At 45.5% G+C, this 17,790-nt stretch carries 19 protein-coding genes and 1 riboswitch; of the genes, 2 read left to right on the top strand and 17 right to left on the bottom strand.

The window, feature by feature from the left end:
• Nucleotides 1-6: 6 nt before the first annotated feature.
• From mgtE to Q7A_RS14925, 15 genes are all read right to left on the bottom strand, one after another.
• Nucleotides 7-1,365: a magnesium transporter gene (mgtE, locus tag Q7A_RS14995; RefSeq protein ID WP_014707686.1), complete on the bottom strand. Its 1,359-nt coding sequence runs from the start codon at nucleotides 1,363-1,365 to the stop codon at nucleotides 7-9.
• Nucleotides 1,366-1,465: 100 nt separating this feature from the next.
• The gene (locus tag Q7A_RS14990) at nucleotides 1,466-2,350 is read right to left on the bottom strand and encodes an IS982 family transposase (protein ID WP_014706222.1); all 885 of its coding nucleotides are present in this window, start codon (nucleotides 2,348-2,350) and stop codon (nucleotides 1,466-1,468) included.
• A gap of 138 nt (nucleotides 2,351-2,488) precedes the next feature.
• Nucleotides 2,489-4,240, bottom strand: coding sequence for a phosphoenolpyruvate--protein phosphotransferase (gene ptsP / locus Q7A_RS14985; protein ID WP_014707685.1), 1,752 nt, complete (start codon nucleotides 4,238-4,240; stop codon nucleotides 2,489-2,491).
• Nucleotides 4,237-4,509 carry an HPr family phosphocarrier protein gene (locus tag Q7A_RS14980; RefSeq protein WP_014707684.1) on the bottom strand — a complete coding sequence of 91 codons (273 nt, stop codon included), beginning with the start codon at nucleotides 4,507-4,509 and terminating at the stop codon, nucleotides 4,237-4,239. Before Q7A_RS14980 ends, ptsP begins: the two co-directional genes overlap by 4 nt.
• On the bottom strand, nucleotides 4,506-4,910 hold the full coding sequence (locus Q7A_RS14975; RefSeq protein ID WP_041354634.1) for a PTS sugar transporter subunit IIA: 405 nt from the start codon (nucleotides 4,908-4,910) through the stop codon (nucleotides 4,506-4,508). Before Q7A_RS14975 ends, Q7A_RS14980 begins: the two co-directional genes overlap by 4 nt.
• A gap of 112 nt (nucleotides 4,911-5,022) precedes the next feature.
• Nucleotides 5,023-5,535: an HPr kinase/phosphorylase gene (locus Q7A_RS14970; protein ID WP_014707682.1), complete on the bottom strand. Its 513-nt coding sequence runs from the start codon at nucleotides 5,533-5,535 to the stop codon at nucleotides 5,023-5,025.
• A gap of 6 nt (nucleotides 5,536-5,541) precedes the next feature.
• The gene (locus Q7A_RS14965; protein WP_014707681.1) at nucleotides 5,542-6,003 is read right to left on the bottom strand and encodes a PTS sugar transporter subunit IIA; all 462 of its coding nucleotides are present in this window, start codon (nucleotides 6,001-6,003) and stop codon (nucleotides 5,542-5,544) included.
• A 15-nt stretch (nucleotides 6,004-6,018) separates the two neighbouring features.
• Nucleotides 6,019-6,345, bottom strand: a complete 327-nt coding sequence (gene hpf / locus Q7A_RS14960; protein ID WP_014707680.1) for a ribosome hibernation-promoting factor, HPF/YfiA family — start codon at nucleotides 6,343-6,345, stop codon at nucleotides 6,019-6,021.
• A 35-nt stretch (nucleotides 6,346-6,380) separates the two neighbouring features.
• Nucleotides 6,381-7,835, bottom strand: a complete 1,455-nt coding sequence (locus Q7A_RS14955) for an RNA polymerase factor sigma-54 (protein ID WP_041354633.1) — start codon at nucleotides 7,833-7,835, stop codon at nucleotides 6,381-6,383.
• A gap of 86 nt (nucleotides 7,836-7,921) precedes the next feature.
• A complete protein-coding gene (locus Q7A_RS14950; protein WP_014707678.1) occupies nucleotides 7,922-8,911 on the bottom strand; it encodes an ABC transporter ATP-binding protein in 990 nt (329 codons plus the stop codon).
• Complete coding sequence (locus Q7A_RS14945; protein ID WP_014707677.1) at nucleotides 8,908-9,615, bottom strand: ABC transporter permease; 708 nt, start codon at nucleotides 9,613-9,615, stop codon at nucleotides 8,908-8,910. Before Q7A_RS14945 ends, Q7A_RS14950 begins: the two co-directional genes overlap by 4 nt.
• A 4-nt stretch (nucleotides 9,616-9,619) precedes the next feature.
• Nucleotides 9,620-10,471: a methylenetetrahydrofolate reductase [NAD(P)H] gene (gene metF, locus Q7A_RS14940; RefSeq protein WP_014707676.1), complete on the bottom strand. Its 852-nt coding sequence runs from the start codon at nucleotides 10,469-10,471 to the stop codon at nucleotides 9,620-9,622.
• 58 nt (nucleotides 10,472-10,529) lie between these two features.
• Nucleotides 10,530-11,840 (bottom strand): adenosylhomocysteinase, encoded by a 1,311-nt coding sequence (gene ahcY, locus Q7A_RS14935; RefSeq protein WP_014707675.1) that lies wholly within the window; start codon nucleotides 11,838-11,840, stop codon nucleotides 10,530-10,532.
• 14 nt (nucleotides 11,841-11,854) lie between these two features.
• Nucleotides 11,855-13,018, bottom strand: a complete 1,164-nt coding sequence (gene metK, locus Q7A_RS14930) for a methionine adenosyltransferase (RefSeq protein WP_014707674.1) — start codon at nucleotides 13,016-13,018, stop codon at nucleotides 11,855-11,857.
• A 91-nt stretch (nucleotides 13,019-13,109) separates the two neighbouring features.
• A riboswitch (S-adenosyl-L-homocysteine riboswitch) is annotated at nucleotides 13,110-13,186 on the bottom strand.
• A 52-nt stretch (nucleotides 13,187-13,238) separates the two neighbouring features.
• Nucleotides 13,239-13,937, bottom strand: a complete 699-nt coding sequence (locus Q7A_RS14925) for a M48 family metallopeptidase (RefSeq protein WP_041354629.1) — start codon at nucleotides 13,935-13,937, stop codon at nucleotides 13,239-13,241.
• 77 nt (nucleotides 13,938-14,014) lie between these two features.
• Between Q7A_RS14925 and dusA the strand changes: the two genes are divergently transcribed.
• Nucleotides 14,015-14,998 carry a tRNA dihydrouridine(20/20a) synthase DusA gene (dusA, locus tag Q7A_RS14920; protein ID WP_014707672.1) on the top strand — a complete coding sequence of 328 codons (984 nt, stop codon included), beginning with the start codon at nucleotides 14,015-14,017 and terminating at the stop codon, nucleotides 14,996-14,998.
• Between the two features lie 313 nt (nucleotides 14,999-15,311).
• Here the strand turns inward: dusA and Q7A_RS14915 are convergent, their stop codons facing one another.
• Nucleotides 15,312-16,091 (bottom strand): ABC transporter permease, encoded by a 780-nt coding sequence (locus Q7A_RS14915; protein ID WP_014707671.1) that lies wholly within the window; start codon nucleotides 16,089-16,091, stop codon nucleotides 15,312-15,314.
• Nucleotides 16,088-17,011: an ABC transporter ATP-binding protein gene (locus Q7A_RS14910; protein WP_014707670.1), complete on the bottom strand. Its 924-nt coding sequence runs from the start codon at nucleotides 17,009-17,011 to the stop codon at nucleotides 16,088-16,090. Before Q7A_RS14910 ends, Q7A_RS14915 begins: the two co-directional genes overlap by 4 nt.
• A gap of 48 nt (nucleotides 17,012-17,059) precedes the next feature.
• On the opposite strand from Q7A_RS14910, the gene mutH reads away from it, so the two are divergent.
• Nucleotides 17,060-17,752, top strand: a complete 693-nt coding sequence (gene mutH / locus Q7A_RS14905) for a DNA mismatch repair endonuclease MutH (protein ID WP_014707669.1) — start codon at nucleotides 17,060-17,062, stop codon at nucleotides 17,750-17,752.
• Nucleotides 17,753-17,790 lie beyond the last annotated feature (38 nt).

The following is a 17,790-nucleotide window of genomic DNA, read 5'->3' as shown; positions in this document are numbered from 1 at the left end:
TCCGAGTTAAACGATAAATAGAGTAGCAAAACCGAGGAAAGCCATAAATCCAACCACATCGGTGACAGTGGTTAACAGCACGCTGCCGGACAATGCGGGATCAATGCCGATACGTTTTAGTCCTAGGGGAATCATTACCCCAGCAACGGCAGCAGCCGTCATATTAACAATAATGGCAGCACCAATCATGATTCCCAGTAAAAAATTACCGAACCAGAGATAGGTTACAAAAGCGATAGCAATTGCCCAAATCACCCCATTGGCCATGCCCACCAGAAATTCTTTGCGTAATAACCAGCGTTGATTTTTATCATTCAACTGGTCCAGGGCCATAGAGCGTATCACCAGTGTTAATGTCTGGCTGCCGGCAATACCGCCCATGCTGGCAACAATTGGCATTAATACAGCCAACGCCACCAGTTTTTCGATGGTGGTATCAAATAACCCGATAACCCATGCCGCTAAAAATGCCGTCAACAGATTGATACCAAGCCATACCGAGCGGCGATGAATACTTTTTTTGACCGGGGCAAACGTATCTTCGTCTTCACTTAAGCCTGCCATACTCAATAAAGAGTGTTCCGCTTCATCCCGGATAACATCGACCACGTCATCGATGGTAATGCGGCCCAGCAGATGATTATCTTTATCGACGACAGGTGCGGATATCAGATCATGTTTTTCAAAACGGTGGGCGACATCATGGTCCGACATATTGGCGGGAATAGGATCGACCTGATGCGACATCGCTTCGCGTACCGTAAGTGAACGGCTGCGGCTGACAACTTGTGACAAGCGCAGCGTACCAAGATATTTATCCTGATGATCAACGACATACAGACTGTCAGTGTTTTCGGGTAACTCACCATATTTACGTAAATAACGTAATACCACTTCCAGTGTGATATCTGAGCGCACGGTGACCACATCGGTGTTCATCAAACCACCGGCGGTATCTTCTTCATAAGCCAGAATGGCTTCAATCCGACGACGACGTTGCGAGTTCATGGCACGCAACACTTCCTGCATCACATGGCCAGGGAGATCCTGAAGAATATCGACAACATCATCGGTATCCAGATCTTCAGTGGCGCTCAACAGATCAGCGGTATCCATGCCGGTCATCAAGCCGGTACGAACATCATCCCCTACATAGGAAAGTACCTCACCTCGTAACTCAGGGTTGATGATTGGCCAGCATACCAGCCGCTCTTTTGGAGGCAGAGATTCTAGTAGATGTGCAGTTTCAGCAGGGTGCAAGCTGGCTAATAAGCGGCGCATTCTGACAAAACGGCCACTTTTTAATGCCTCGGAAAATGCATTCAGCGAGTGATTGAGACTGCGATGTTGGTCCAGCTCAGACATATCCGGCTCCAAAGGGCGTCGGTTTTTGTAGGGGAAGGTTGTGCAGGCTTATTTTAGCCTGCTTACCTGGTGCTGAATAGCTTTAAATCATTAGTTAACCTCAGATCTGCATAAGCGCGCCCTTTTCATTCCTGTTCAACTTGATAGAAGGCTTCTTGGGTTGGAAGGTATAAGCCACCAATCCAGCCATGAGGTGGACCATAAAGCTGACAGGGCTGCGGTGCCGTGAGTGTTCGATTTGAGAAATATTCTTCAATTGGTCAAATATTGTTTCAATCACATAGCGTTTTCTCAACATCAACCGGTCCCATAACGTCATCAGTTGCGGTTTCATATTCTTGCGAATGCCGGTGACCAGCTTAATGCCTTGTTCGGCTAATGACTCTTTAAGTGTTTGAGACAGATAACCTTTATCGCCATACAAGGTGCCCCATAGCTGTTTGACCATGTCCGGTATGGGCTTGCGGTCATCAATATTGGCCGTTGTGATTTTTACTGAAAGTATTTCACCTTGTTCGTTCACTAACAGGTGTAGCTTAAAGCCATAAAACCAGCCCATGGTGCCCTTGCCTCGCTCTGCAACACCGCTAAAGACACGGTTTCGAGGAATGCGAATGTTGTGGCATACCGCCAGTTTGGTTGAATCAACAAAGGCGATGCCGGTTGGTTTGCCGTAACGTTGTGTCATAAAGGCACACAGGGGAACCAGCACACTTTGCAGCAGTTTCAACATGCGGGTATAGCTAACCAGTTGGGGGAAAGCTTGCTTCAAGTGCTTCCGAGCATAGTGTGTATAAAAGGTCTTGAAGTCTCTGAAGCGGAGCTGGTGAAATAAAATCAGAATAGTGATGACTTCACTTTCCGACAACTTGCCAGGCTTGTTCCGGCATTTATCTCCGGCTGCTATCTGCTGGTGTTGCCAGGCCGGGATAAATCTTTGGCAAAAATCATCGACTTCGCAATACATTTTCTCTAAATTGTACATACTTGAGCCCTTTCGTTTCTCGTTTTTGGTCAAACGATTCGATCGTGGCTCAGGCTTTTAGTTCCTCTTTTCTTATGCGCAGCTCAGGTTAGTTACTATTGAGTCACAATAAGAGTGTCTCTGAGAAGCAAATAAGATCTAATGATGAATCGGTGTGTTGATTTGTTCCAGTAACATATCGGCTTCAAGTGCATCAGATACTTGCATAATACTGAGAGTGTTATCCGGTAATAAACTCAAATCGGTTTCGTTAATGATTTGTTTTATTTCCAGCAACGCATTCGGATGCATACTGAAATGTTCCAGTCCCATTGCCAGTAGCAGGCGGGTATAACGCGGATCACCGGCCATTTCACCGCACATGGATACCGGGATATTGAATTTCCTGCCTGCTTCCAAAGTCATATGAATCAGCCGTAACACGGCAGGATGTAAAGGGTCGTAGAGATAGTTGACCGTGTCATCAATACGGTCGATGGCCAAAGTATATTGAATCAAATCGTTGGTACCGATAGATAGAAAATCTACATGACGGGCAAACATTTCCGCACAGACTGCACTGGCCGGGATTTCGATCATGGCGCCAATCTCTACCTGACGATCATATTCCAGACCTTCTTTATCTAATTCGAGCTTGCTTTGTTCCAGTAAATTTCGAGCCTGTAACAATTCATGCATGGTGGAAATCATCGGAAACATGATTTTGATTTTGCCATAGGCCGATGCCCGTAAAATAGCCCTTAGCTGTGTGCGGAACATATTGGGCTGAGTTAAGCAAAGACGGATAGCACGAAGGCCCAGCGCTGGATTGGTCACCACAGTTTGAGTTAAATGGCGTCCACCATCAACGGTTTTATCCGCACCGAGGTCAAAAGTTCGAATGGTAACAGGTTGATTATTCATGCCTTCTACAACATCACGATAAGCCGCCAATTGTTCCTCTTCTTCAGGCGGTGATAGCCGGTTCATATAGAGAAATTCGGTCCGATAAAGACCAATTCCCTGTGCGCCGGCGTTACTGATAGTAGTAATGTCCTCTGGCAACTCAGCATTGGCCAGTAGCGTAATGGTTTTGCCATCACGGGTGCGGGTCGGTTGTGATTTATAACGGCTCAGCGATGAAATATGTTCATCAAAGGCAACGCGTCGCTGTTGATACTCCTGGAGAGTGCCTTCATCAGCACCAGCAATAATGATACCGGCTTCACCGTCGACAATAAGGGGTTCATTGTCCTGGATATATCGCCGAACGGACTCCACACCGACAATGGCCGGTATTCCCAGGCTGCGCGCCAGAATGGTGGTATGTGACGTTGCCCCGCCATGCTCCGTTACAAAAGCGGCAATCCCTTGATGCTGCATTAAAACAGTATCGGCTGGGGTCAGATCTTCCGCAATGATGATATGACCTTTCAGACGTCCATCAGCTATTTCGTGATCGGCGACTTCCTGATCGGCGAGAATCCGATGAATACGATTAACTACATGATCAACATCATCACGTCGTGTCCGCAGATAGGGATCATCCATTTCGTTGAATACATTGATTAACGCATCACGTTGTAATTGTAGCGCCCATTCAGCATTGCAGCGACGTTGACGAATCATATCGACCGGTACTTTGGTCAGTGATGAATCGTTGAGCATTAAAATATGCGTATCAATAAATGATGTAACGTCTGCCGGTGCGTTAGCAGGAATATGATTACGAATGGATTTAAGTTGTTGTTTGGCCAATTCAATGGCATCCAGCAGACGTTCAACTTCCTGCTCGATCGAAAAGGCCGGGATCAGGTATTCACGAACATCCGGCTGATTGTGAAACAGAATATGTGCACGGCCGATAGCAATGCCTCGAGAAACACCAATACCCTGGAGTTCAAGTGTCATTGGCCTTCTCCAAAGTAATCAGCAATCAACTCCCCGATAGCTTGCAATGCTGATTCGGCGTCATCTCCTTCTGCAGTGACCCGGATTTCAGTGCCTTTGGCTGCAGCTAACATCATTACACCCATAATACTTTTACCATTAACCTGACGATCATCGCGTGAAACATAGATATCAGCACTAAATTCCGAAGCGGTAGTGACAAATTTCGCCGCCGCCCGAGCGTGCAGGCCTAGTCGGTTGATAATCGTAAATATTTTTTCTTGTTTCATGGGCGATACCCTGAGTGATGACAACGTACAATGCCTTCCTGGCCACCACTAACCGCTTTTTGTTCAAGTTCATCAAGGTTTAACGTTGGATAGTTTAAGACGCGGATGAGCATGGGGAGATTGAGTCCTGAAACAATTCGGATATCTTCACGATCAGAGACCGCGCAGGCAATATTACTAGGGGTTGAGCCAAACATATCGGTCAAAATCAAAATACCATTTCCTTGATCCAAACCAATCAGTTCGCCATCAAGTTGTTTACGAATGGCGTCAGGGTTATCTTTAACTTCGATAGAAATGACTTTGGTTGGCAAAGGACAACAGGACAACATTTGCCTGGCCGTGTTAATTAACTCAGTGCCTATATGATTGTGCGATACGATTAAAATGCCTACGGTCATTTTGGTTCTCTTGGTCACTGGAAAACGTCAGATTGAAAAGGGCGTTTACCGCCGATGAATGTAATGGATATGCGCATTTTAGGCAAATAGTGCGACTTAAAACGCCATTTTATCAAACTGGCCACAGCAGCATTTTATGCTGATTATTCTGACTGTCTGCATGGTAATGTTGCATTGCCAGCCAACTATTAACCCGGGTTATTAATGAAGCCGGATTATCAATGGATAATGTCAATACAACTAATGCTTTACCAAGAATGAATTTATAGTGAATTGGCGTGCTGACACTGGGTTCAGGGTGATAGATTTGTTTCAGCTCAATGCACAAATCTGCAGTGGTGCTGGCACGCCAGCTATTTTCACCACACACTTTGCGGATATCCATCAAGCCCAATTCACGGCTATGCAATAAGCCGGAAAGTACTTTAGGACAATGAGCAACAAGCTGATCAGCTTCTATCGCAAAATCCACCACATCGTCGGCAATCAGGGAGGCACCATGATGGATTAATTCGAGTGCAAGGCTGCTTTTTCCAATGCCCGCTTCACCAATGATCAGAATACCTTTTCCCTGATAATGCAGCATAACGCCGTGTTGGCTGTTGAGGTTTTCTGACAAGGCCATAAAAAATCAGTCTTCGTCGATAGAAAGCAATAGTTCAAAAATGGCATCGGCACTGGCAGCCTGTCGAATACGGTTGCAGATTTCCTCATCTCGAAATAATGTCACAAGGCGTGACAGATGCTGTAAATGATGTTCGGTATCATCCTCCGGCACTAATAAACCAAAGGCAATATCAATGGGTTTACCATCAGCCGCTTCAAATTCGACGGGCGTTTCCAGCGTTAACATTGCGGCCACGGTATGGGTAAGATCGGGGACACGGGCGTGGGGGATTGCCACGCCCTTGCCCAAGCCCGTACTACCTAAACGTTCGCGTTCAAGCAGAACTTGAAAGATTTTTTCAGCAGTCGCTGCACTGGTATTGGCTGCCAGCATACGACTGAGATTTTCGATCACCCGCTTTTTACTGGTCGCTTCGTCGTGGAAACTGATATTGTCCGTATTTACGAGCAGTGCAGCAATAAGCATGAAATATCCCGCTCCTTAACTAGCGTTATGTTTTTGAATCACGCCATCAGCTTGATGATGGTTGGTAATTTTATCTTTGTGTTTGATGATTTGTCGATCAAGTTTTGCAACCAGATTCTCAATAGCGGTATACATATTTTCCTGCTCGTCTGAAGCAAATAAGTCTGCTCCACTGGCATGAACCGTCGCTTCAGCTTTTTGCCGAAGCTTTTCGACAGATAACACCACATGCACGTTGGTCATATGATCAAAATGACGAGTGAGTTTCTCGAATTTTTTATTGACATGATCCCGAAGGCTGTCAGTGATATCAACATGTTGTCCGCTTAGATTTAATTGCATAGTGCATCACTCCTGTTGGTGGACGGAAACTGGTTTTATACCAGTCGCTTACGCTCATTTGAGGGCGCTATCGCTAGAGTTTCGCGGTACTTTGCAATAGTACGGCGAGCGACATTAATGCCCTGTTCTCCCAGAATATCAGCAATTTTGCTGTCACTCAGAGGTTTTCTTGGGTTTTCTGCGGCGACCAGTTTTTTGATGATCGCCCGAATGGCTGTTGCAGAACATTCCCCACCACTTTCAGTACCAACATGGCTGGAGAAAAAGAATTTAAGTTCAAAAATTCCTCGTGGGGTGTGCAGATATTTGCGAGTCGTTACGCGAGAGATAGTGGACTCATGCATTTCCACTGTTTCTGCTATATCTGCCAAGACCAACGGTCTCATGGCCTCTTCGCCGTGGTCAAGAAAGTCACGTTGGCGTTCCACAATTGCTTGGGTGACTTTAAGTAATGTCTCATTACGGCTTTGTAAACTTTTCAGAAACCAACGTGCTTCCTGCAGATTATTTTTCAAATAGGTGTTTTCTTCACTACTATCAGCCCGGTTAATTAACGAGGCGTAATGCTCGGCAATCTGCAGTTTAGGTGCATTGTCAGGATTGAGTGACAATTGCCATTTACCGTTGACTTTTATCGCATAAACATCCGGTACGATATATTCCGTTTTGTCAGTTTGGATACTGCTGCCTGGGCGCGGGTTCAGCAACTGAATTGATCGCACAAGATCGGTTAATTCGTCATCGCTGACTTTTAGAGCACGTTTAATCAGAGCGTAATCACGTTTAGCCAGTGTATCCAGATGCTTATCAATCAACTCAGTCAGCAACTCAACATGTTTTAAAGCGACACTCGATTCGTATAATCGTAATTGAATCAGCAGACATTCACGCAGATCCCGAGCGCCAACGCCTACAGGGTCAAAGTGATGAATCCGGTGTAATACGGTTTCGATTTCATCAAGCTCTATTTCAGCAAATTCTTCGCCGAGACTTTGTTGAATTTCTTCCAAAGTGGTTTTTAAATAACCATCGTCTTCGATGGAATCGATAATAGTGGTGGCAATGGCCTGCTCGGTTTCAGTAAAAGGAGTCAGACGCATTTGCCAGAGTAGATGCTGTTGCAGACTGTTGCTGCTTTCATCCTGGTTATCCCGCTCAAAATCGCTATCTCCGGAAGGGCCGGAACTGGGCAGGCTCTGAGAATTGTCGTAGGTATCTTCCCATTTACTATCGACAGGCAGATCTTCGGGGATATCAGTATTTTCTAATTCACTGATTTCACGACTTCCGGTATCTTCGTCGCGACGGACAGTGCCTGGTTCATCGTAATTGTATTCTTCCTCGACTTCCAGAAGAGGGTTGGTCTCCAGTGCTTCCTGAATTTCAGTCTGTAGCTCCAGCGACGATAATTGCAACAAACGGATAGCTTGCTGCAACTGTGGAGTCATCGACAGGCTTTGACCAATGCGTAACTGTAAGGAGGGTTTCACTTAATGTTTTGATTTAATGTTGTGACCATGAGTTTATGTTACCCCAATCGTCGCGCCGTTGCCTATACGTGTTTTTAAAATAAAAATCATAACAGGGTAACCGCCGTGGCTTTAAAACTTATCCATACCGAAGCTCCCAGCGAAAGGGCTAAAGCAGATAAAGCCTGCTGACTGATAATCACTTCGAATTTGTCACCACAATCAACGGTTAGACGAACAGCTCTATCTGCTTCACTGATACTGATTAGACGGCCAGGTAGCTGGTTCCGGGCACTGCTATCCGAATGAGCATGCGTGCTGATAGTTATCGCCAACGGATCGATTGCAATATGTCTGGCAGAAAGAGAGCCTTCTGCGGCAAAGATTTTCAATGTTTTGGTATGAAAAAGTTCACCGTCATAATGGCCGTGAAACAGATTCAACAGGGGAGCAGATATTGGTTTACCCTTAAGCAGTTGAATGGTATGTGGTGTGATAGCTGAAGCCTGCAGGCGGTCATGGGTTGAAAACAGTATCGTGCGTTTACTGTCATTAGCCAACATGGTGATCACATCTTCCAGTTGGCGCTGGTGAAAGCTGTCCAGATTAGCAAATGGTTCGTCGAGCAACAGGATCTTGGGGTCAAATGCCAGCACCCTGGCAATCGCAACACGGCGTTGTTCTCCGCCCGACAGGGTGTTGGCGGTTTGATCTGCCAAATGGGTTAAATTGACGGTTTCCAATGCCTGTTGCAATTGAGAGGCATGTCGGGCTTTATCAACTTTTTTTAACTTCAGTGCCAGGCGAATATTGTCTGTTACCGTGCCGGGTAGCATATAGGGGTGTTGTGGCACCAGCCCGATTTGGTGACACTGTTTTGTTTGTGAAGCATTGATCTCATTGTCTAATACGCTGATATCACCTGAATCGGGCTTTTGTAATAATGAGAGTAAATGAAACAGGGTGGATTTTCCTGCACCATTTTCCCCCAATACCGCCAAACATTCATAAGCGGGAATATTCAGTTTTTCAATATCCAGTACCAGCTGATCGTGATAATGAACCTTCACATTGTTTAATTGGTATGCATAAGTCATGACAGTCGACGGTTAATCCAGGACAAAGCGAAATTCAGTATAAAAGCGATCATTAGCAACACTATGCCGAGCGCCAAGGCCAGTTCAAACTCACCTTTACTGGTTTCCAATGCAATCGCTGTGGTCATGGTACGGGTGTAGCCTTCAATATTTCCACCCAGCATCATCGCCGCGCCAACTTCGCCAATGGCACGGCCAAAGCCGGTCAGAATAGCGACTAATACGGCTAAGCGAACAGCTTTCAAGACCTGAAAGCATTGTTGCCATTTATTAGCGCCCAGACTTTTCAGCGTCATAATTAATCTAGGATCAGCCGTATTGACGGTCACCAGGGTCAAATTCATCATAATGGGAAAAATCAGAAGGCTCTGCGCAATAATCATGGCGGATTGTGTATAAAGCAACCCCAATTCCCCTAATGGCCCCATTCGGCTGAATAGACCGTAGAGTAATAACCCAATCACCACGGTAGGCATGGCCATTAAGGTATTGAGGATATGTTGCAGTGTCGTTTTACCAGGGAATTCGGTTAATGCCGTAAACACACCGGCAGGAATCGCTAATAAGGCGGCGATTCCTGCGGCAGCAACCGAAATGCTGACCGATGTCTGAATAATTTCCCAGACGGTGGCATCAAAGGCTATTAGCAGCTTAAGCGCTGCGGTAAAAGATGTGCCGAAAAAGTCCACGGCTAATGCATCCAAATAGTCAGCGAACTAATCCCAATCGTTCGCATACGGTTAATACAGGCTGTGTTTTATTCATTGAATAAAAGTGTAAGCCGGGTACATCAAGACTAATGAGTTTTTCGGTAAATTCAGTCAGATAATCGGTCGTAAATGCCTGCATCGAGGTTGTGTCATCATAAAACTCTTCAAGTCGCTTTTTGAGCCAACGAGGAATTTCTGCACCACAAGCCGAAGAAAAGCGCGCAAGTTGGGAATAATTATTAATTGGCATTATGCCGGGGATGATCGGGATATCTATACCTTTTTTCTGACAACGTTCGACAAAGTATAGGTAAGAATCAATATTGAAAAAGTACTGAGTAATCGCGCTGTCAGCACCGGCATCGACCTTACGTTTGAAATTTTCCAGATCGACACCTGCATCCTGTGCTTGAGGGTGTACTTCGGGGTAAGCTGCAACTTCAATAGTGAAATGGTCGCCGGTTTCTTTGCGTATAAAGTCCACCAATTCATTGGCATAACGAAAATCTCCCGGGTCCCGCATACCCGAGGGTAAATCACCTCTTAATGCCACTACGCGAGAAATTCCATTATCAATATAGGTTTGCAGGATAGTACGGATGCGTTCTTTTGATGAGCCCACACAGGATAAATGCGGAGCTGCACCAATTCCTGTCTCTGCTGAGCGTTGTTGTATAGCGATAACTGCCTCAAGGGTATTATCCTGAGTCGATCCTCCAGCACCAAAAGTCACTGAGTAAAATTCAGGTTTTAATACAGCTAATCGCTCTTGCACCAATAAAAGATTTTGCGCGCCTTTTTCCGTTTTTGGCGGGAAAAATTCGCAGCTGATAACAGGTTGTTTGGACATGATGCTTACTTTAGGTAAAAGAAAAAGGGCTAACGTTTAAGGTTAGCCCCAGTTAAGTTTAGTAACGATAGTGTTCTGGTTTAAAAGGGCCTTGTTGCTCAAGCCCTAAATATTTGGCCTGTTCAGCATTTAATTCGGTCAGATTAGCACCGATTCGGCCTAAATGCAGTCGAGCTACTTTTTCGTCCAGACGTTTTGGTAACACATACACTTTATTCTCGTAGTTGGCACTGTTATGCCATAACTCGATTTGCGCCATGACCTGATTGGTGAAAGACGCAGACATCACAAAGCTTGGATGACCGGTTGCACAGCCCAGATTGACCAGACGACCCTCAGCCAACAGGATAATACGCTTACCATCAGGGAAAATAACGTGGTCAACCTGAGGTTTAATGTTTTCCCACTCGTAGTTACGCAGTGAAGCAACATCAATTTCGTTATCAAAGTGACCGATGTTACAAACGATAGCTTCGTTACGCATCGCTGCCATATGATCATGATTAATGACATTGATATTACCGGTAGCAGTAACAAAGATATCGGCCTTATCAGCGACTTCATCCATGGTGACAATACGGTAACCTTCCATTGCTGCCTGCAGAGCACAAATTGGATCAATTTCAGTAATCATTACGGTAGCGCCCATGCCACGGAAAGCCTGCGCACAACCTTTACCCACATCGCCGTAACCCAACACCACGCAGATTTTGCCAGCAACCATGACATCGGTTGCACGCTTGATACCGTCAAGCAGTGATTCACGGCAGCCGTAAAGGTTATCGAATTTGGATTTGGTGACTGAGTCGTTAACGTTGATCGCCGGGACTTTTAATGCGCCAGCTTTCATCATTTCGTATAAACGGTGAACGCCGGTGGTGGTTTCTTCAGACAGACCTTTTACATCTGCCAATAATTCAGGATAATCCTGATGCATCATCGTGGTTAAATCACCACCATCATCCAGAATCATATTCGGACGCCAGCCGTCAGTGCCCATAATGGTTTGGCGAATACACCAGACGGCTTCTTCTTCAGTTTCACCTTTCCAGGCAAAAACCGGAATGCCCTGATCGGCAATCGCCGCTGCAGCGTGATCCTGCGTTGAAAAGATATTGCATGAAGACCAGCGCACTTCAGCACCTAATTCCACCAATGTTTCAATCAACACGGCAGTTTGGATAGTCATATGTAGACAACCTGCAATACGCGCACCTTTTAGCGGATATTGGTCGGCATATTCCTCACGTAACGCCATCAGACCAGGCATTTCACTTTCAGCGATTTTGATTTCCTGATGGCCCCATTTCGCCAGACTAATGTCGGCAACTTTGTAATCGGGTGTTAAGTTTTCTACTGCAGGTTGCATGATAAATTCCTGTGTTAGTTGATTTTTGCTGCGTCACGTAAAACGGGAGCAAGATCTGTTCGTTCCCAACTGAAGTCAGCTTGTTCACGTCCAAAATGGCCATATGCGGCAGTTTGCTGATAAATAGGACGGACTAAATCCAACATTTTGATAAGGCCAATCGGGCGCAGATCAAAATGCTCACGAACTAATGCGACAAGTTTATTTTCAGCAATTTTGCCGGTACCAAAGGTATCGACACTGATCGAGGTGGGTTCTGCAACGCCTATGGCATACGAAACCTGGATTTCGCAACGATCAGCAAGCCCGGCGGCGACAATATTTTTCGCCACATAGCGACCCGCATAGGCTGCGCTACGATCGACTTTTGAAGGATCCTTGCCGGAGAATGCGCCGCCACCATGACGGGCCATACCACCATATGTGTCGACAATAATTTTACGACCGGTCAGACCGCAATCTCCCACAGGACCACCAATAATAAATTGTCCGGTCGGATTGATGTGGTAGCGGGTATCCCTGGTTAACCATTCAGCTGGAAGCGTCTGTTTGATGATGAGCTCCATGACCGCTTCTTTCAGATCAGATTGGCTGATTTCAGGATTATGTTGGGTTGATAAAACCACGGCATCAATACCGACCGGTACGCCATTTTCATAGGCAAATGTCACCTGACTTTTGGCGTCAGGGCGTAACCACGGTAATTCACCGCTTTTACGTACTTCAGCCTGACGTTTGACCAGACGATGTGCATAAGTGATCGGCGCAGGCATAAGCACTTCGGTTTCATTGCTGGCATAGCCAAACATCAAGCCTTGATCACCGGCACCTTGATCTTCTTCTGTTTCACGATCCACACCCATAGCAATGTCACCGGACTGTTTACCGATAACCGACATGACCCCACAGGTCTGGCCATCAAACCCAACTTCGGAGCTGTTGTAACCAATATCCGTAATAGTTTTACGAACAATGTCTTCCAAGTCTACCCAGGCGCTGGTTGAAATTTCGCCAGCCACAATCGCAACACCGGTTTTAATCAGCGTTTCGCAAGCAACACGAGCGTGGGGATCTTTGGTCAGGATTGCATCTAAAACAGCGTCGGAAATTTGGTCTGCTACTTTATCTGGATGACCTTCTGAAACGGATTCAGAGGTAAAAAGATAAGCATTACTCATAGACAACTTCCTCATTAAAATTCAAATAAGGCAATGATAGTTTAACCATGGGTAAAGTTCGGATGAAACGCCCATTACTACCAGTGACCTGTAATAATGAACGCCGTTTGGAATGTAAAATTGAATAAGCCTAGCAGAGTGCTCTCTGTCGCAGCGTTCCTTATTCAATGTGGCATATATTAATTCATAATGGAAAAATTACCAAGTTAAGCAGACTCGTTTAGATAACCAGCTGATGTCCATGATGTTTCAACCAACTGCGATGCTCCCTGAAATCGGGATCAAACTGCTCCACTAAATCCCAAAAAGCTCTCGAATGGTTATGCTGTTGCAGATGACATAGTTCATGAATGATGACGTAATCAATAATAGACGTTGTAGCTTGAACTAATTGCCAGTTAAGCTGGACATCACCTTTTACATTGCAACTGCCCCAGCGGGCTTTATAGCTTCTTATCTGAATCTGATTTGGCCGCAGCCCGGTGTGTTCAGCAAGCTGTTTTGCCCGTTCCTTCAATAACGATTCTGCCTGACGTCTGTACCATCTCGTTAACGACTGTCTTATTTGCAAGGCTGTCACTTTGGGCGGGGCCACAATCACCAGTTTCTGTTGATCAAACTGAACATGCAGTCGCTGGCGCTGCGGCTCCTGAATAATATGCAATGGATAGTGTTCGCCCATAAAAGGTTGTAATTCACCTTCAATAAACTGTCTTTTGGGTGGACGCTGCTGGAAATTTTTTAATTTATCCTCGATCCAGTGCTGTTTGCGCAGCACAAATTGTTTTGCCAACCATAAGGGCATTAATTTGGGTAAGTGCACAGTTACGTTGCCATCCTGAATTTTGATGGCGATGGTCTTTCGGCGTGCGCTTCGGACAACTGCAACGGAGTGATCGTTAATCTTGATGGTGCTCATCGACTGACTTAAATAACGTATTAAATGGGCATTTTAGCGGCTGATTTGCGAAAATGTCGGATTAAACAGGTTTTATTATGACTTTGACAGCCAATATTAAATTCGCCCATCGCTTATCACTGGCACCGATGCTGGATTGGACCGATCGGGATTTTCGTTATTTGTGCCGACTCATTTCCAAGCATAGCTTGCTGTATACCGAAATGATCACCACAGGCGCATTGCTCCACGGCGATCATCAACGCTTTCTGGCGCATGATGAAATTGAATACCCAATGGCATTGCAATTGGGTGGCAGTGATCCTGCAGAATTAGCAAAATGTGCCACGTTAGGTGCCGAGGCCGGTTATCAGGAAATTAACCTGAATGTCGGTTGCCCTAGTGATCGTGTGCAGAATGGTCGTTTCGGTGCCTGTTTGATGGCGGAACCTATGCTGGTGGCAGAATGTGTTACCGCGATGAAACAAGTTGTGGATATTCCCATCACCGTAAAAACCCGATTAGGGATTGATGAGCAGGACGGCTATGAATTTGTCAGAGAATTTGTCGACGCACTTTATCAGGTTGAAGTCGATGCAGTGATTCTGCATGCCCGCAAAGCCTGGTTAAAAGGCTTAAGTCCAAAAGAAAATCGGGATATTCCGCCGCTTGAATACGACAAGGTGTATCAAATCAAACAGGAGTTTGCTGATTTACATCTGGATATTAATGGCGGCATACACTCGTTGGAAGAAGCCGAAAACCATCTGCAACAGGTCGATGGGGTGATGATGGGGCGAGCGCTTTATCATCAGCCATACATATTGGCTGAAGCGGATAAACGAATTTTTAATGATGATCGCTTAGTACCGAGTCAGCAAGAAATCGTTGAATTGATGCTGCCATATATTGAAATGCGTATGAAAGAGGGGAGACCCTTAAAATCGATTACCCGCCATATGCTGGGCCTGTTTCAAGGCTTGCCAGGTGCTCGTCGCTGGCGGCGGCACTTAAGTGAAAATGCCCATTTACCTGGAGCCGGGATTGAAGTCGTTCGCGATGCGCTTAAATTAATAGGCTGAGATTATAAGTAACCACAGAGACACAGAGGACACAGAGATTTAATAAATGGGATAGGTATAAACGCTATTTCTACTCCCATTCTAAAGTGTGTTTTGTTAAGGCTTTCTAAAAATAGTCCGCAGATTACGCAGATGGACGCAGATTAAATAAATGGTTTTCAGGTTGATTCAGTAATACATCACAAAAGGACCATGAGGGCTAACGTCTTTCAAACCGAATTGTTAAATCATTCATAAAGCATCTGCGAAAATCTGCGTAATCTGCGGATATATCAATAATAAAAAACTCTGTGCCCTCTGTGGTCCATAAAAATCAATTCTTCAAGCCAGTACCTTTATGCAACAGATAAAGCGCATAGCTTGTCAGTGCAGCGATAAAGCCCAGGATGATGGCAAAAGCAGCGGCTACCGGAATATCCGAGACACCCAAAATACCGTAACGGAACGCATTGACCATATACAAAACCGGATTCAACATGGAAACGTTTTGCCAGAATTCGGGCAGTAGTGATATCGAATAAAATACACCACCCAGATAGGTCAGCGGGGTGAGGATAAAGGTTGGAATGATTGAGACTTCATCAAAGCTGCGCGCGTATAAGGCGTTAATAAATCCGCCTAATGCAAACATGACGGCACTGAGAAAGACCATGCTAATGGTAATCCCAATATGTTGAACGGTAAGTTTGGTAAATATCAGTGAAACCAGCGTCACAATGAGTCCCACAAACAGGCCGCGTGCAGCACCACCGACAACATATCCTGCGAGGATAATATAGTCAGGGACAGGCGCCACCATAAGTTCTTCAATATGATTCTGGAATTTGGCACTGAAAAAGGATGAGGCCACATTGGAATAGGCGTTGTTAATGATCGCCATCATGATAATGCCGGGGGCGATATATTCCATATAACTGAAGCCATTCATTTCACCTATACGGCTGCCGATTAAATTACCAAAAATGATGAAATACAAGGTCATGGTAATTGCTGGTGGCAGTAAGGTTTGGGACCATATTCGCAGAAAGCGTCTGACTTCACGTGTGACGATTGTTGAGAAAGCAATCCAGTGATGCTGGTGGCGATTGTTCATTCAGCAGACTCCGGACGTTCAACCAGGGTTAAAAATAATTCTTCCAGACGATTGACCTTGTTTTTCATGCTTCCCACTTTGATACCACGTTCGGTTAATACCGTGAATAAATCATTCAGACATTCCTGGCGCTGAAGCTCGACCTCTATGGTCGTTGGATCTACCTGATGATATTCAATCCCCTGTAGCAAACTGCTGTCAGTCAGAGGTTCCAGCAAATCCAATACAAAAGTCTCTTTATCAAGGCGATTCAATAACGATTTCATATCGGTATTTTCAACGATACGGCCCTTGTCGATGATGGCAATATTGCGACACAGGTTTTCGGCTTCTTCAAGATAGTGGGTCGTCAAGATGATAGTGGTGCCACGTTGATTGATTTCACGTAAAAACACCCACATTGAGCGCCGCAGCTCAATATCCACACCAGCTGTTGGCTCATCCAATATAAGCAGCCGTGGGTTGTGAACCAGCGCCCGGGCAATCATCAACCGGCGTTTCATACCACCGGATAATGAACGGGAGGCTGTGTGTCGTTTCTCCCAAAGACCTAATTGCTTCAGCAAAACATCGGCACGCGGTTCCGCCTCTTTAGCTGGAACACCGTAATAACCGGCCTGAGTCACCAGAATGTGTTTAACCTGTTCGAACCCATTAAAATTAAACTCCTGCGGCACCAGTCCGATGTAGCTTTTAGCCAGTTCAGTTTGATTGTCCAGATCGGCATCAAAGATGGTTACCGATCCACTGGTTTTTGTGACCAGCGAGGTAAGGATGCTGATGGTTGTAGATTTTCCTGCACCATTTGGCCCTAACAGCGCAAAGAAGTCTCCCTCATCAACTGTCAAGTTGATATCGTTAAGAGCTTCCAAGCCACTGCGATAAGTTTTATTCAGATGTTCAATGGTAAGGGCTTTCACCTAAATCGCCTCAAGCAGATTTAAACGTACTAGATTATCATGAGGCTCATGTCTGATGATATTTACCCAACAATGATTCATGCTTCTCCTCCAGATACGGAAGCCGAACTCGTGTACCGCTGTCAGCAAATAGCAGGCAAAACGGTGGGGCAACTGGCACAACAATGTAGCGTAACGGTTCCAGCTGATTTGCGGCGACATAAAGGCTGGTTAGGTAATTTGTTAGAGCGTATTCTTGGGGCAGATGCTGGTAACCAGGCTGAACCGGACTTTGTCGCTTTAGGCATCGAATTAAAAACTATTCCTCTAAATACCCGAGGTGAACCAAAAGAGTCCACATATGTCTGCACCGTTAATCCGAGGGCTGTTACAGAAACCCATTGGCAGACGTCCTGGTTACGGCGTAAACTGAGTAAAGTGTTGTGGTTACCAGTTGAGGCTGATAAAACAATATCATTGCAAGATCGCTATATTGGAGAGGCAATTTTATGGCAGCCTTCAATACAGCAGGAGAGTGTTTTACAACAGGACTGGGAAGATCTGATGGAAATAATGATTGCAGAGGGTGCCGTGACGGCCAGACTCGGACGTTATTTACAGATTCGGCCTAAAGCCGCGAATAGTCGGGTAATCACCCGTCAAATAGGCTATGACGGGGGGGAAGAATGGCATCATCCTTGTGGTTTTTACCTTCGGACATGTTTTACGCAACAAATTCTGTCAGGGAAAGCTTGCTGTTAATGTTCAGCAACAGGCAGAATGCACATTAGTAAAAAGGA

This window comes from Methylophaga nitratireducenticrescens, from assembly GCF_000260985.4.
In the GTDB taxonomy this organism is placed as follows: domain Bacteria; phylum Pseudomonadota; class Gammaproteobacteria; order Nitrosococcales; family Methylophagaceae; genus Methylophaga; species Methylophaga nitratireducenticrescens.
This window is presented reverse-complemented; position numbering and strand designations above follow the sequence as displayed.

Excerpts from the sequence above, each read along its gene's own strand:
- mgtE (WP_014707686.1), bottom strand. The coding sequence starts at position 1,365 with ATGTCTGAGCTGGACCAACATCGCAGTCTCAATCACTCGCTGAATGCA.
- Q7A_RS14990 (WP_014706222.1), bottom strand. The coding sequence starts at position 2,350 with ATGTACAATTTAGAGAAAATGTATTGCGAAGTCGATGATTTTTGCCAA.
- ptsP (WP_014707685.1), bottom strand. The coding sequence starts at position 4,240 with ATGACACTTGAACTCCAGGGTATTGGTGTTTCTCGAGGCATTGCTATC.
- Q7A_RS14980 (WP_014707684.1), bottom strand. The coding sequence starts at position 4,509 with ATGAAACAAGAAAAAATATTTACGATTATCAACCGACTAGGCCTGCAC.
- Q7A_RS14975 (WP_041354634.1), bottom strand. The coding sequence starts at position 4,910 with ATGACCGTAGGCATTTTAATCGTATCGCACAATCATATAGGCACTGAG.
- Q7A_RS14970 (WP_014707682.1), bottom strand. The coding sequence starts at position 5,535 with ATGGCCTTGTCAGAAAACCTCAACAGCCAACACGGCGTTATGCTGCAT.
- Q7A_RS14965 (WP_014707681.1), bottom strand. The coding sequence starts at position 6,003 with ATGCTTATTGCTGCACTGCTCGTAAATACGGACAATATCAGTTTCCAC.
- hpf (WP_014707680.1), bottom strand. The coding sequence starts at position 6,345 with ATGCAATTAAATCTAAGCGGACAACATGTTGATATCACTGACAGCCTT.
- Q7A_RS14950 (WP_014707678.1), bottom strand. The coding sequence starts at position 8,911 with ATGACTTATGCATACCAATTAAACAATGTGAAGGTTCATTATCACGAT.
- metF (WP_014707676.1), bottom strand. The coding sequence starts at position 10,471 with ATGTCCAAACAACCTGTTATCAGCTGCGAATTTTTCCCGCCAAAAACG.
- ahcY (WP_014707675.1), bottom strand. The coding sequence starts at position 11,840 with ATGCAACCTGCAGTAGAAAACTTAACACCCGATTACAAAGTTGCCGAC.
- metK (WP_014707674.1), bottom strand. The coding sequence starts at position 13,018 with ATGAGTAATGCTTATCTTTTTACCTCTGAATCCGTTTCAGAAGGTCAT.
- Q7A_RS14925 (WP_041354629.1), bottom strand. The coding sequence starts at position 13,937 with ATGAGCACCATCAAGATTAACGATCACTCCGTTGCAGTTGTCCGAAGC.
- dusA (WP_014707672.1), top strand. The coding sequence starts at position 14,015 with ATGACTTTGACAGCCAATATTAAATTCGCCCATCGCTTATCACTGGCA.
- Q7A_RS14915 (WP_014707671.1), bottom strand. The coding sequence starts at position 16,091 with ATGAACAATCGCCACCAGCATCACTGGATTGCTTTCTCAACAATCGTC.
- mutH (WP_014707669.1), top strand. The coding sequence starts at position 17,060 with ATGTCTGATGATATTTACCCAACAATGATTCATGCTTCTCCTCCAGAT.